At 55.0% G+C, this 13,951-nt stretch carries 9 protein-coding genes and 3 pseudogenes; 6 read left to right on the top strand and 6 right to left on the bottom strand.

Features of this window, described 5'->3' with window-relative positions; translation table 11 throughout:
- Window positions 1-101 precede the first annotated feature (101 nt).
- Window positions 102-392, bottom strand: a complete 291-nt coding sequence (locus QDY28_RS15620) for a hypothetical protein (protein ID WP_331382594.1) — start codon at window positions 390-392, stop codon at window positions 102-104.
- 406 nt (window positions 393-798) lie between these two features.
- On the opposite strand from QDY28_RS15620, the gene QDY28_RS15615 reads away from it, so the two are divergent.
- The 3 genes and pseudogenes from QDY28_RS15615 (at window position 799) to rctB (ending at window position 3,450) form a co-directional block, all read left to right on the top strand.
- On the top strand, window positions 799-1,512 hold the full coding sequence (locus QDY28_RS15615) for a winged helix-turn-helix transcriptional regulator (protein ID WP_331382593.1): 714 nt from the start codon (window positions 799-801) through the stop codon (window positions 1,510-1,512).
- Window positions 1,513-1,762: 250 nt separating this feature from the next.
- Window positions 1,763-3,018: pseudogene (locus tag QDY28_RS15610) on the top strand (8-amino-7-oxononanoate synthase family protein).
- Window positions 3,019-3,132: 114 nt separating this feature from the next.
- On the top strand, window positions 3,133-3,450 hold the full coding sequence (rctB, locus tag QDY28_RS31005; protein ID WP_442967531.1) for an SMa0974 family conjugal transfer regulator: 318 nt from the start codon (window positions 3,133-3,135) through the stop codon (window positions 3,448-3,450).
- A gap of 24 nt (window positions 3,451-3,474) precedes the next feature.
- Here rctB and QDY28_RS15605 read toward each other — a convergent pair.
- From QDY28_RS15605 to traA, 4 genes and pseudogenes are all read right to left on the bottom strand, one after another.
- Window positions 3,475-3,767 (bottom strand): annotated as a pseudogene (locus tag QDY28_RS15605) (IS66 family transposase); the annotation flags it as partial.
- 48 nt (window positions 3,768-3,815) lie between these two features.
- A pseudogene (gene tnpB, locus QDY28_RS15600) lies at window positions 3,816-4,165 on the bottom strand (IS66 family insertion sequence element accessory protein TnpB).
- On the bottom strand, window positions 4,162-4,632 hold the full coding sequence (gene tnpA, locus QDY28_RS15595) for an IS66-like element accessory protein TnpA (RefSeq protein ID WP_331382592.1): 471 nt from the start codon (window positions 4,630-4,632) through the stop codon (window positions 4,162-4,164). The pseudogene tnpB and the gene tnpA overlap by 4 nt, the downstream one beginning before the upstream one ends.
- Window positions 4,633-5,013: 381 nt before the next feature.
- The gene (gene traA, locus QDY28_RS15590; RefSeq protein WP_331382591.1) at window positions 5,014-9,627 is read right to left on the bottom strand and encodes a Ti-type conjugative transfer relaxase TraA; all 4,614 of its coding nucleotides are present in this window, start codon (window positions 9,625-9,627) and stop codon (window positions 5,014-5,016) included.
- A 133-nt stretch (window positions 9,628-9,760) separates the two neighbouring features.
- Here traA and QDY28_RS15585 point away from each other — a divergent pair, with 133 nt between their 5' ends.
- The 3 genes from QDY28_RS15585 to traG are packed head-to-tail and all read left to right on the top strand — an operon-like array spanning window position 9,761 to window position 12,175.
- Window positions 9,761-10,042 (top strand): TraC family protein, encoded by a 282-nt coding sequence (locus QDY28_RS15585; RefSeq protein WP_331382590.1) that lies wholly within the window; start codon window positions 9,761-9,763, stop codon window positions 10,040-10,042.
- Window positions 10,032-10,271 carry a conjugal transfer protein TraD gene (locus QDY28_RS15580; RefSeq protein WP_331382589.1) on the top strand — a complete coding sequence of 80 codons (240 nt, stop codon included), beginning with the start codon at window positions 10,032-10,034 and terminating at the stop codon, window positions 10,269-10,271. Before QDY28_RS15585 ends, QDY28_RS15580 begins: the two co-directional genes overlap by 11 nt.
- Window positions 10,262-12,175, top strand: coding sequence for a Ti-type conjugative transfer system protein TraG (gene traG, locus QDY28_RS15575; RefSeq protein ID WP_331382588.1), 1,914 nt, complete (start codon window positions 10,262-10,264; stop codon window positions 12,173-12,175). Before QDY28_RS15580 ends, traG begins: the two co-directional genes overlap by 10 nt.
- A 189-nt stretch (window positions 12,176-12,364) precedes the next feature.
- On the opposite strand, the gene QDY28_RS15570 is transcribed toward traG, so the two are convergent.
- Window positions 12,365-13,810, bottom strand: a complete 1,446-nt coding sequence (locus QDY28_RS15570; RefSeq protein ID WP_331382587.1) for an oligosaccharide flippase family protein — start codon at window positions 13,808-13,810, stop codon at window positions 12,365-12,367.
- Window positions 13,811-13,951: the final 141 nt, after the last annotated feature.

Here is a 13,951-nt window from a genome sequence, read left to right as displayed (position 1 = left end):
AGCCAAATCTCAGATTTAGTTCGATAGGTACCGGAGGCGATCACGGCTCTGAGGAGCAAAACGCCTATATCACGCTTTCGCAGTCTTTTTTTGCAGCGTAGTCAAAGCAAGCGCCTTCCAGTCGGTCGCTTGGCGTTGTTTATCGGTCCGCCAACCGACAAAGCTCCGCCGCGACGTAATAGATTAAAAACCTCGAACCAGAAGTGGCCGTCCATGACGCGCCCGTCCATCTTGGCGCATAGTGCGCACCAAGCTACGGCAAGAGCGGCATCAGCACCATAAACTGCCAGCGCCGCTGATGCTGCGGCTCCAGGCTCTGATTCGAACAAAGTAGAGATATTGGCATCTGGGAAAGACAATTGGCAATCTTTAGAAGAACCGGAAACAGCCATAGGAAATTCTCCCGCGAGTGTCCGACACGGGTCGATTAGTTGGCCGGACGTTGTTCTCACGAGTGAGTCACGACTGCGAATATTGCTTGTGTCGTGTGATCCCTGGCCGTTTCCTATAGTTTTGGCCGATCCAGCTGGATCGTTGAACTACCTCTCTCCTGTTTAATGCCCTGACTTTCAGAAGCTGAATTGCTCTCCTATTTTGTTGCAACAATTGTTCAATCGAAAAACTAGCATTTTCCCTATTTACACGCAATATCGAATTGTGACAGAAAAATTACGCTACGCTAACGCGAAATTCGGCGCTTGCGCGACCAGCGAAGATCACTTTTGTTGCATCAACGAGTGCTGAGCGTTGCCGAGCCTTGCTTGGCGGATCGCCTCATCTTTCGAAAGGCCGCTATCGATGAAACCGCTCGTCCTCATTTGCTCATTAGACTATGAGCTATATCTTCTCCTTGCATATATCCTGAATGGGGAAGGTTTCGATTCCATCTTGGCCGAGGGGACGGAAGAAACGCTGGCCAGGATGAGCTTAGATGGCCTGGTGGCCGTGATAATCGACTGTGACATCGATGCTCTCCCCATCCGAGATTTCGTGACGGAAGTCAGGGCAGCTTCAAGCCATAAGGCTTTGCCCATCGCTGTATTCGTAGGAGCCGGCAATCAGGAACTCTACCTCGAGGCGCTTAAAACAGGCGTGAATGAGATTTTCATGCGCCCATTCAATCCAGAGCGTTTTTTGTCGTACCTGGGAAGCTTATTGCCGGAAAAGATTTCGCGACTAGGCGTTGAGAAACATTCACGTAACATCTTGATCTACGCGGAAATCACTATGGAGCTTGATGCTCGAAGAGTTGATTACAAAGGTCATGATGTGCGGCTCAGTCCGATCGAGTTTCGTCTTCTTCAACAGTTCATGCAAAGACCAGAATATGTGTTCAGCCGGGACGACCTAATAAAAGCGGCTTGGCCAGCAGGGTTGTTCGTCGAGCCGCGAACCGTCGATGTTCATGTCGGACGTCTACGTCGAGTACTCAAGAGCATCATAGGTCGCGACATTGTCCGCACGGTGCGTGGCGCTGGCTACGCACTTGAAGACTCTGATAAGATAAGTTGAAGGCAGAAAGATCCGTCGCAATCATCCGGTCACAAATAGAGCCTGCATGCAGCGCATTCATAAAACCTTCGACTTTCGTGTCATTGGCTTCTCAGTATCTTCCGACAATATTCTCGCAATCATCGTTGTTCCCCGGACCATTCCACGGCAATAAAATCACGTCGCGTCTCAGTTAAGATGCGAACGCCGCGAAAGTATCCATTCACTGATCGCGTCGTTGGTCCCACCGCAAACAATTCGGATCTTTCCAATGAGCGATGAACATCAATCGCCCACGGCTGCAGCCGTGCCGCGGTCTTACCGCAATACTCTTAGCGTTATCGATTTCGCCGAACGAAATTTGGCAGCCGCTGAACAAGAGGGCCTCATGGCCCTCTATGTCAAGCCATCAAAGGATCGATCCGTTTTCTTGCCCACGGTCTCCCACGACCGCAAGGTTGTAGACTTCGTTCGCTGCTCCTACCTCGGCCTAGACAATCATCCGCGTATTCTCGAAGGCGCCGTAGAGGCGGTGAGACAACATAAGGCGCTGCATTGGTCCTGTGCCAGGACGAGATTGAATTTCGGCTTCCTCGGCCAATTGGAAGAAGCTCTATCCGACTTATTCGCAGCGCGGGTCATCACCTACACCACGGTATTGGCGGCCAATATGGGAGCCTTGCCACTGTTAGCATCGGGGCATCTGACTGAGAATAAGCGACCAACAATCGTCTTTGATCGTTTGGCTCACGCAACACTCGCCTTCCATAAGCCCGTCGCAGCCTGCGAAACGCAAGTGGAAACAATCGCTCATAACGATCTCAACACACTTGAGGACATCTGCCGGCGCAACGATCGGGTCGTTTATGTCTGTGATGGTGTGTATTCCATGGGTGGCAGCGCGCTGATTGCAGATCTCCTGACTCTGCAAGACCGCTATGGATTGTTTCTCTACATTGATGACGCTCACGGTATTTCCCTTTTCGGCACATCAGGCGAAGGATTCGCGAGATCGCAATTAGGTCCGAATCTTGGCGAGCGCACGATCATTGCTGCATCGCTCGGCAAGGGCTTTGGTGCTTCGGGCGGTTTGCTGATGCTTGGTACATCACGGCAGGAACAATTGTTTCGCCGTTTTTCCGTTGCCTATGCCTTTTCCGCGTCGCTGAATCTTGCAGCAATTGGCGCTGCCATGGATCACACGCGCTTCATCGCACCGAAGAACTCAAGTTCCGTCAAGACGCGCTCGGACGGAGGATTACTGCGTTCGATCGAAAGGTGGCAAGCGAACAGGCTGGCTCAAAGCTGCCAATTCGCACCATAGAATTCGGAGACGAAAATTCAGCCATCCGTGCCGCTCGCCGTATTCTTGATAAAGGCTTTTTCACCTCCGTCATCTTTTTCCCGACCATTGCAAAGGGCAAGGCTGGCCTGCGCATCTGCGTCACAGCTAGCCACACCATGGAGGAAATAGAGGGATTGGCACGAGCCATCACCGAAGCGCGCGCGGAACAGGAATCAAACTGACGATCAATGCTTCGGATTAGAAAGCCCTCGCGAATTACACCGTGAGAGGTGCACTAAGTCCGAATTCATCAGCGCAAGGCCGAGCTACACCCGCAAATCAAAGGCGGCTTCAAGATGTACGAGTATGTTACGGAAATCGATATTCCACTATCCGATGCCAATACATTGCTGGAGCAAATTTGCCGGCCGATCACGGGTCTGTGTCATTCAGTGCCCGTGAGAGACCGGGCGCGAATCCTTGAGTTTGAAGACGGCTATGCCGTTGTCGGGGTGGCAGATACCGGATTGGTCTGCTTGGTCGCTGCAGAAAATATCCTCACCTTTCTTGGCATCAGAACGGTACTCGAGACGCGGCTCTTCAAATTCTCCCATTCCAAATCTCAATGGATCCGCGGGGGGCCGGCCGAGTGTGAGTTCACTGAAAATCACTGAAAGGCGCGGATCGTGTCCATGGGAGTGGTGTAGTTGACGGCCGATATTGCGAGCTGGCGATCTCCGTGCCTGCGTTTTGTCGTCATCGACCGGCGCGACATCGTCATTGGCAGCAACGGGAATGTCGCTTAGATCGCCAAGATCGAGCATTGCCTGCGCCGGATCGAGCACCGTCATCTTCTCCGATTCGTGCCGAAGAGTTGGCCCTCCAGCAAGGCAACACGCGCTTTGAGATCGGCATTCTCTTCGTCAAGCGAGAGAATGATCCGGGTCAATTGCGCAGCATCCTGGGGCAAGGGATCGGGTCGAAGCGGCATGACTGACCCTATCATATGAGCCTGAATCTTCAAGCGAAACCAATAGGATCAGCCTGCTTTTGAGGGCCTCCTCACCGCGTTTCGTTTGACGCGCGTCCAGTCAATGCCGGCCAGTAGAAGCGAGAACTCCTGGGCACTCATCTGCATCGCGCCATCGCGGATCGGCGGCCAAACGAACTTTCCGCTTTCCAACCACTTCGTCGCTAGGATCATGCCAGAGCCATAATGCAGCGAAGTCGATCGAGACGCTTGGCGCGGAACACGAACACGTCCCCGCAATAGGGATCGGCCGCAAGCGCTGACGCCACCAAAGCCACCAAGCCATTCATGCCGCGCCGGAAGTCGACAGGCTGCGTCGCCACCATGATCTTCACGCCACTCGGCGAAACTCCGATCACCGGCGACCTCGCAAAACCGCCACCATCGCTTGTGCCAGTTCAGGTGCTACCGAGCCGATAACTGTCATGCGCGCGCCAGCAATCTCGATCTCAATTCGACCTGCGGCGAAGTGGGCGACATCTGACGGCGAGCTCTCGGGAGACGTTCGATCGCCAACCATCGTCACCGGCACGAACATCGCCTGCTTCGTGCAGGTCTTTGCGGTTCGTTGAGAGGTCAGCCCGGCTTCCCGACGCCAGACGTTCAGCAAGCCGCGATTGACGCCCCAGCGCCGGGCAACGGCCGAGATGTTCACGTCAGGTTCCGCGCTTTCCGCAAGGATCCGCGCCTTCTCCTCGTCAGTCCAATTCCGCCGCTGCCGCCGACCGGTGATCACCTCGATCCGACGATACTTTCCCTCATGCCTGGCTTCATGCATGCCTTCATCCATGACTTCAARCATGGCATCAGCGCGATCTCCAACCATTCCGTTCCGCTCCTATCGATGAAGGAGCTTATCTCACGGCCCCAATCACAAAAGAAAAGGTGGGCTGTTCGTCGCGCTCACGGCTGACGCTGGAATTTTCGACCGACCCCGCTACACCTCACCACCGCCTTATCCCCTCCTCGGTGTCTGTCTGCGCGGGGCCGGCGGCTCTCGAAGCCGGCCCAATTTGGGTATTGATTGCAGTCGAAGGTACCCATATTGCGCGGCACACAGAAGCGGGTACTGGTCCGAAGGCGCAACCCACCTTGAGGCGTAGCACCGGACGCCGGGGCCAGAATGATGAGTCGCATCTCAGTCGCACTGGTGCACTCATTTGACGAAAAGTAAGATCGTCGTTTCTGCCGCCACAATTCTCGACCCCTAGTTCCCGATCTCATGTGTTCCATTGATCGAACGTGTATTACGCTCTTCGACAATCTTCTGACTGCCGATCCTAACCGCCCGCTGCAACACCCTTAGAGACTCGCGCATAATTTCGAATTCTTGGCGCTGTGTGGGGGATAAGAAGTTGGCGGCACTCTTATCGCCATGCTCAATCGCGTTTCGCCCAAAACGGGCATCGAGCGCTTTACTGATTGCGGCAAATTCCGCACGAACTTGTGGGTCCAACGCGTTCACTGCAGCATCGAAAGCTTGATTGTCCAACGTTGCGATGTTGCTCAACCGTGCGAGCTCGTCGCGTACGGATCGCGACAATCCCGGGATGGCGATAGCCATTCGCCGACGCTCTTCTGCAATGGCTTGGCTCTCTCGGTCGAATGCCTCAGCATAAGAAGACGCAAGCTCTTTGATGCGGATATCGACGTCGGCAATTGCTTGCAACGCCTCCTTCCGCTCACGACCGGGTGCAAGCAGACGGTCGAGCGTTCTGCCCGAACCCCGGAGTGCACCATATGCAGTTGGATCGTTGCGAACGGCGGTTGCAATCCGCTTGGGAGATATGCCTTTGAAAATGAAATCTTCGATTGTTCCAACCGCACTTGCAGGATCACGCCAGATGCGTGTTGCATTCTGTGCAAATCGCGCACGTTGCCGCTGATAATCGGATTTGGTCAACACTCGACGCCGAGTCTCCTCTTCAACGGGCGTATTAAACTCGGCGACTGCGGGAATCATCGGAACAATTTTGTCTTTGGAGCCGCTTACGGTGGCAAAGACCCGCGAAGGGTTATCCCGCTCAATCTGTTGCACTTCGGCAAAATGCCTTACGAGTTCAAATAGCCTTGCGAGCTCCTGGCGTTTTTCTGGTGTCAAGTTCGGGGGCATGCGTTCGATCATGCTACGCTCGGCGAGAATGTCGGGTTTCGATGTGAAAGCGCTCCCACCGAAGCGTTTTGTCAGGGCTTCGCCAACTTGGTTGAGCTCCCGCATTATCGCCGGATGTTCGGCGGCTAGGGCAAATGCAGATTTATAAGCGTCCTTTCCACCTTTCATACGCGCCGCGTCAATTTCGGATAACAGAACAAGCGCCTTTTCGGAGAGTGTCGGAATGGACACGGACATTGCGGAACGTCGAATCTGCTCGCGTCTTTCGAAATCACCAGCATCTCTCAGGAACGCTTCAGCATGAGCTCTTGCCAAAGGAATCAAATTTGCAACAGCAGCCGTAGCCTTGTCGAATTCGTGGCGCGACATTCCGCCGTCGGCCGGTTCCTCTGATCCGCGCAGTCGCCCCAGCTGATCCGGCACACGAGCGAGAGCCTCCATAACTCGTCTCGGCTCTCCATCATTTGCCAGAATTTTTTGATTTAGCATGATGAGGGCTTGATCCGGATCGCGATAGATTTTTCTGAGCACGCTCCACAAACTGGCTTCCCGCTCCTTCCACTCTCGAGATGTCATCTGAGCGTGGCGCGCGTCCTCCTCCAGGCTCAGAGGGAATGACATCGTCGGCGCCACGAGATAGCGCGGAACGTCCATCACGTTCTTACGGGCTGCCGGCTGTGACTGTGACATCAACCCGTCCTCGTCGTAGGACATGCGCCGTTCCCTTTCGATTGCCAACCCTAATGCAACGCTGGCGCGCCTCCAAAGCTCAGCTAATCTTTCCTTCTTGCCGACAATCCCTGCCCACTGTCTGGTTAAAGCCTGCTCGACTTCACCTGAAGCTTCGGCAAGGCGGACAATACCCCGGCGGCGCGCAAAATCATCGATGTGGCGCTGGTAGCTAGCTTCGTTCTGGTAATCGAGCGTTACCGTTTTTGCATCCGAGCGCGAGAGGCGTTCGACCAATGGCTCGAACAACTCCGGCCTATGGCTTTGCGAGCCCACACGTTCGCCGCTCGACCCGGCACGTTCAAGCCGCTGCGCCGTCCAAGCATTGCGCTCGACCAGCCGGTCTTCATAGCGTGTTGCGCCGGTCGTGGTGTCGATAGCAGGTACCTTCACCGTTACTCGCTCGATGCCGTCTTTACGCAGACTTACGGTATCACCGATGCGAATACCGCCCTTCTCCAATGCAGCCAGCAAACCGACGCCCCACACGCGATGGGTTTGTGCACCTTCGATCTTCACGTCAGCATAAGGAGTTAGATTGACATCGGTATCGTCCCGAAACTTTGCCTGGCCGACAGCCACAAGCTCACCACTGAAGCCGGCGGCATGATCAATACGCGCCTGCTTTTCCCGGTCCCTTCGCGGGGCAAAATCCTCTTTCGCCGCATAAAGATCCACCCGCTCGCGATGACGTGTCATTGCAACATAGGTCAGATGCCGATCCATTGCGCCGGTTGCCAGAACGAAAGTCCGATCGACGGTCGCGCCCTGCGACTTGTGAATTGTCGCCGCATACCCATAATCGATATTGCGATAGCTGTGCTCGCCAAAGACTACCTCGCGGCCATTATCAAGACGAACCGACAGCAGCGTGTGGGCATCCCGCCCAGTAATGGTCCTCACCGTCCCAAGCATACCGTTTTTCACATGCTGTGGCCCCAGGTGTTCAGCTCGCGGTTCGACGAAACGCGCATTCTCGAGGAAGATGATGCGGTCCCCAACGGCGAATTCGCGCTTGCCGCGCTCCGTCATGACGGCGTGGTGTTCGTACAAGATCCGCCGTTCGACCAATGTCGCTCGTAGGGCTTCGTTGAGCCGCTTAACATCCGCATTTGTGTGGGCAAGAACGAGTAGTTTATCGCCGCGCGCGCGCACATTATCACCTTCAGGGTTGGCTGCGCCGAGAAGCCCAATCCTAACTCTTGTCCAATCGACAACGATCCTTCTGATGGCTTCTTCCCTGCTATTAGTTTCGACGATGCGACCGTGCGCGGCATACAAATCGAGCGCTGGTTCCACCCGCCCGACCGCCAACAGGTAGGATGCATCGCGGGCCCAATCCTCGCGCTGGCGGCGCACGCCGGTAAGCTCAGCAAAGCTTATGCGCTCCACGATGGCACGGAACGCAGCACCCGCCTGGATTGGCTGCAACTGCATCGCATCACCAATCAGAACCACCTTCGCGCCGGTTTCCTCTGCGACCTTCAAAACACGTGCCATCTGACGCGATGACACCAGGCCAGCCTCATCGATGACAAATACATCACCACGCGCAAGGCTGTCGCGCCCGGCACCCCAGGAGACCTCCCAGGAGGCCAGTGTTCGCGAGTGAATTCCCGAACTATTCTCCAATCCTTCTGCCGCCTTACCCGCAAGGGCGGCGCCAATGACGCGTCGCCCGTCTTTTTCCCAGGCTATGCGCGCAGCTTCCAAAAGCGTTGACTTGCCGGTGCCAGCAAGTCCGACAACGGCGGCAATACCGTTGTCCCGTACGATGTGGCGGATTGCACTGACCTGTTCTCTGTCCAAAAGAAAGGTCAGTTGAGGATCGCGCGTCTCGATACGTCTGATGGCGGCGGCGACGTGCTTCTCCGCAACGGCGAACCCAACGCGCTTTGATAAGACGTCCGCCGACCGCGCCATCTCAAACTCGACTCGCAGCATGTCACGCGTCGTGAAAATGGCCGGTTCGGCCGTCATACCGGTCTCAGGGTCGACCTGTTGCGGCTTCAGCACCACAAGCTCGTCAGACATTATCAGCTTCGCGTGGATATTCGCGAACTGGGTGGGATCGTCGACATGACGATGCAGGGCCTTGGCGATATCGCGTTGGTCGAAAGTGGAACGTTCGTTGCTGATTTGTTTTAAGAGAAGCTCCGGATCGGCAAGCAGCCTGTTAGCCACCTCTTGTCGGCGCGCAAGCTCAGCCGGCGAAAAAAACATGTCCGTGCCCTTTTTAATCAGGGCAGTCTTCGCGATGCTAATACGTGTTTTGGCAAGACCCTCGAATCCCTGCTCGGCATAGGAGCGTCCATCAAGTTGGATATCATGGCCGGCAAGCGAGAGGTGGCGATTGGCCGTTTCGGCCCATGCGATCTTCCACTCCTTCAGCGTTTTGCGGTTGCCAGCCCATTTGCGACGGACAGTGTTTTCCCTCCGCCCGTCCGACCCAGGCACGCGCCGCAGCTGACCGTGCTCTCGGTTAACGACCATTGTCTTAGCGCCAAACCCTTCATCGGTCAGCGGACGTAAGGTCATTATCAAGTGAATATGCGGGTTACCTTGTTTCTCATGATAAACCCAGTCGACTACCATACCCTTATTGGTCAAATTCTCGTGCACGAATTGCCGCACGAGCGCAATGTTCTCTGCCTGCGTAAGCTCTTCAGGTAACGCGATTATCAGCTCTCGAGCAAGCTGCGCATTCACTCTTTTTTCAAAGGCTTCAACAGCATTCCACAAGACTTCGCTGGCACCGGCGGCCGTCAGCCCTTCAATTGCTCCAAGCAGCCAATCCGGCACCCGATCAGGCAACGCCAGCTCCTCGTGCACAAGATCCGATCGGTTGCGCTTATTGGCAAACGGAACGCCAATCCTTTCGTCCACCATCTTCTTTCGGTGACGATACGAGGCCGCCGAGACGACGCTGCGCCCCGCACCTCTGCTGATCATCTGCGCTCTGATGAACATAATTGCCATGAAGATTTTAATCCTTTCTGCGCAGATCGCACTGGTAGTCGGGGTAAAAATAGCCTATTTTACTGACGTATTCTAGTCAGTATAATAGCATTCCGAATGTGTGATTGACACGTCCATCTATGAGGAAAGAACTATGAAATCATCGATATCTGACATCGACGCGCAGATCGAAAAACTCCTCGAACGAAAACGAAATTTGATAGTTAAATCCGCCGAGCGCTTCTCCCGCGCCGCGACTAAATCAGGCCTAGCCGAGATGGACATTGGTGACGACGAGCTCGATCAGATCTTCAAAGAGATCGCCGCGCAATTTCGCCAAGATGCAAAAAAAGGGAATACTGACGCAGGTGCTCAGACGCATCGATCAGCGGATAGCGGGTCTAGAGCTGAGGCGCAACGAACATATGACAGCTGAGCGCAAACAAAGAGCTCGGGAAAAGTTCCTGCTTGGTGACATTGTCGTCAAGGCCGGGCTGTCGAATTCCGATAGGGCTTTTCTTCTCGGCGGCTTGCTTGAGCTAGCGAAGGTTGTCCCAGGCTCAGTCGAACATCGGCGGCTGTGCGATGCCGGCGAAAAGGCATCCAAGCCTCCTTCATTGGACAACGTCTCGCCAGGCACTGACGAGACGGCAAAATGGCGATGAAGGGCAGATTACATCCGCGACTTCTGCTCGTCCTCGTGCCACTCGCCGTCACCGCCATGACTGTCTACATCACTGGTTGGCGATGGCAGGAAATCGCTGCCAACCTGCCCGGCAAAACCATATACTGGTTTCTACGGGCGGCGCCGATCCCCGCCCTCGGATTCGGCCCATCTGCAGGACTCTTAATCGTCTGCAGGTTGCCGTTGCATCAGCGTCGACCGGTGGCAGTAGCAAGCCTTCTATGCTTGCTGACCGTGACTGGATTTTATGCGTTACGCGAATATAGCCGCCTTGTCCCGTGGGTTGAACACGGAATAGTTTCCTGGGACGAGGCGCTCTCATATTTGGATATCGGCGCGGTCATTGGCGCTTTGGTCGGCTTCATGGCCGCAGCAATTGCCGCTCGCATTTCCGTCGTCGTTCCTGAGCCAGTCAAGCGTGCAAAGCACGGCATCTTCGGGAATGCCGATTGGCTCTCAATGTCCGCAGCAGCCAAGCTGTTCCCGCCGGACGGCGAGATCGTAGTGGGTGAGCGATATCGCGTCGATAATGAAACCATTCAGAAACTGGCGTTCGATCCCACCGATCGAAGCACATGGGGCCAGGGTGGCAAGGCTCCATTGCTCACTTACAAACAGAACTTCGATTCAACCCACATGCTGTTCTTTGCCGGTTCCGGCGGGTTCAAGACCACAAGCAATGTAGTGCCAACCGCGCTTCGCTATACTGGTCCGCTGATCTGCCTCGATCCCTCAACCGAAGCCACCCCCATTGTTATAGGGCATCGGATCCGCTCCCTTGGACGCGATGTTATGGTGCTGGATCCGTCGAACCCGGTCGTAGGTTTCGACGTTCTCGATGGGATCGAGGCCTCGAAGCACAAGGAGGAGGACATCGTTGGCATCGCCCACATGCTGATGTCGGACAGTGCGCGTTTTGACTCATCCACTGGATCCTACTTCCAGAACCAAGCTCACAATTTTTTAACCGGGCTGCTCGCCCACGTGATGCTTTCACCCGAATATGCCGGGCGCCGAAACCTTCGTAGCCTGCGTCAGATCGTGTCCGAGCCTGAGCCTTCGGTGCTTGCCATGCTTCGCGACATCCAGGCGAACTCCAGGTCCGCCTTCATTCGTGAAACGCTGGGCGTGTTCACCAATATGACCGAGCAGACTTTCAGCGGCGTGTATTCGACCGCGTCAAAGGATACACAGTGGCTCTCGCTTGAGAACTACGCCTCCCTTGTTTGCGGAAACACCTTTAGGTCAAGCGACATCCTCAAAAGCAACACGGACGTATTCCTGAACATCCCCGCGCCCATCTTACGGTCTTATCCAGGTATTGGGCGGGTGATCATCGGCTCGTTGATCAATGCTATGATGCAGGCCGATGGCGCTTTCAGCCGCCGCGCCCTCTTCATGCTGGATGAGGTGGATTTGCTAGGTTACATGCGGGCGCTGGAGGAAGCACGCGACCGCGGGCGCAAGTACGGCATCACCATGATGCTGATGTATCAATCTGTGGGCCAACTAGAGCGACATTTCGGGAAGGATGGTGCGACGTCTTGGATCGAAGGATGCGCTTTCGTTTCCTATGCTGCCATCAAGGCGCTCGAAACCGCCCGAACTGTTTCGGCCCAGTGCGGAGAAATGACCGTGGAGGTTCATGGGCGCTCGCGCAATGTCGGTTGGACCAACAAACACGGCGCAGCAGCCAGGTCGGAGAGCGTAAATTTTCAACGGAGACAATTGATCCTGCCGCACGAGATCATCCAGTCCATGCGAAAGGACGAACAGATCATCGTTGTGCAGGGGCATAGCCCAATCCGTTGCGGTCGAGCGATCTACTTCCGCCGTAAGGATATGAATAAAGCTGCAAAGGCAAACCGCTTCGTGCGACCATGAGCATCAGCTACACAGGCAGCGGAAGAAAGGATCAATATTTGTCACTTGCGTGGAAGACTTACACGCACTTCACGTGAATGAGACTTAGCCTGCCACCGCGTTCTGGGCACGCATTCCGGCTGCCGACGTCATTATGTTAACGTTTGGCGCGGATGCAATCAAATCGGCAACCCGGACGCGCCTCCCATCTCAGCTACGGCCAAGCAGAAGATTGACGCGCTCAGTCATCCATTGGCGATGAAAAAGTCCAAGCCAGCCCAAATACGCGACCACCCCAATCAGGATCGTCGTCCCGAGGCGAAGGCCGATGCTCCAATCGAGCATTTGTGACCTCATCCACCACGTCGTAAGAGCCATAAAAGCAGATGCAATTACCGCGGGAGCCAAACCCCGGTATACTGAAAGATGCGACAATCCCAATCGGTTATGGAGAAATAGATTTCCGGCAAGACCGTAAGCCAAAGCGGGCACGGACATCCAGATAATGGCAGCCTGAGGAGAAATCTTCGGCAAGCACAACAGTACCGTGATGCAGGTCACTGCCACCGCCGTACTATACTTCAATGAAGCCCTGTTCATACTCAGGGCGTTCATGGCAATTGGGTTAAACCAGGCGATCGGGATCATCAAGGATGTAATGGCGACTGCCCGAATGATCGGCGCAACCCCGTTATAGGTGTGCGGCAAAAGCAAAGCCACGATATCATCAGAAACGACAATCAGGCCGCTGAACGCAGGCAATGAAACAAACGCAGCCGTTCGAATGATTGCCACGTAGACTTCCTGTTCCTTAACGAGGTCGCCCCGGACCTTTGTCATCAGCGGAAGCCATAGCGAAAATAGCGGGCCGATCAGAGGCCCCTGCATCGTTTCACTGATGCGGTCGGCGGCGCGAAATAAGCCGACGGTCCGTTCATCATACCGCAAGCCAAATATGAAGATGACCGCACGCTGCATCGAAAGACTGAGGGCGGCGACAGACCATAGGGGGATGAAGCGCCGCAAAATGCTTAGCGCAATGCGCCAATCCGCGTCAAATCCTGGATGCCAACGCGTGCAGCGATACTCGAAGAGCAGGACTGCCGCCAGAAATACCATCCTTTGGGCAACCAACGCCCAGATTCCCCAAGGCGAAAAAGCAAGCATGATGCCGGCAGCCCCCCCTGCAAACGTGCTGACGATATTGCGCTGCGTGAATGTCTTGAAGCCAAGATCCTTCATGATCAAAGCATCCATCACCGAAAGCCAAGGGGTCGCCAAAAGCATCAATCCGAATATCGGCATGAAATATTGGATCAGAGGCGCGTTTTGGTAATCGGCGACAATTGGTGCAGCAATAACCAACAGTGCCGAAAACGGCAGCGCGATGGATAACAAACTGTAAAAAGCTGAATTCAGTGTCTTCCGGTCGTATCCGTTTGCTTGGATAACGGCGTCCATCCCGGCGTATCTGCCTTCATTGGCAAGGAAGTCGGCAACCACAGACGACAATGCAACGACGCCGAAGAGTTCAGGCGGCAGCGCCCGCGCAAGGATCAAAAAAATGACGAAGCCCGCTGCCTGGGAGAGGATCGCATTGATACTGCTCCACAAAATTCCGCTGCGAAGGGCTCGTGAAATTGAAAGTTCGGTCATTCAGCTTTCCCGCCCCACACACAACGCTTAACGCACACTATAAAAAATTTCGCCGATTAATAAGGCGCCAAGATGAATGAAGCCGTCGTCCATTATTCGGCCATAGGTTCTAAGTGCCGGGTTCGCGAGACATCTGGCGCA

This window comes from Rhizobium sp. BR 362 (assembly GCF_036528765.1).
Lineage (GTDB): Bacteria > Pseudomonadota > Alphaproteobacteria > Rhizobiales > Rhizobiaceae > Rhizobium.
The sequence above is the reverse complement of the archived record's forward strand: the minus strand, read 5'-3'. Positions and strand labels throughout refer to the sequence as shown.

Bases quoted from the DNA above. Each gene is read 5' to 3' on its own strand.
- QDY28_RS15620 (WP_331382594.1), bottom strand. From the start codon at position 392: ATGGCTGTTTCCGGTTCTTCTAAAGATTGCCAATTGTCTTTCCCAGAT.
- QDY28_RS15615 (WP_331382593.1), top strand. From the start codon at position 799: ATGAAACCGCTCGTCCTCATTTGCTCATTAGACTATGAGCTATATCTT.
- rctB (WP_442967531.1), top strand. From the start codon at position 3,133: ATGTACGAGTATGTTACGGAAATCGATATTCCACTATCCGATGCCAAT.
- traA (WP_331382591.1), bottom strand. From the start codon at position 9,627: ATGGCAATTATGTTCATCAGAGCGCAGATGATCAGCAGAGGTGCGGGG.
- QDY28_RS15585 (WP_331382590.1), top strand. From the start codon at position 9,761: ATGAAATCATCGATATCTGACATCGACGCGCAGATCGAAAAACTCCTC.
- QDY28_RS15580 (WP_331382589.1), top strand. From the start codon at position 10,032: ATGACAGCTGAGCGCAAACAAAGAGCTCGGGAAAAGTTCCTGCTTGGT.
- traG (WP_331382588.1), top strand. From the start codon at position 10,262: ATGGCGATGAAGGGCAGATTACATCCGCGACTTCTGCTCGTCCTCGTG.
- QDY28_RS15570 (WP_331382587.1), bottom strand. From the start codon at position 13,810: ATGACCGAACTTTCAATTTCACGAGCCCTTCGCAGCGGAATTTTGTGG.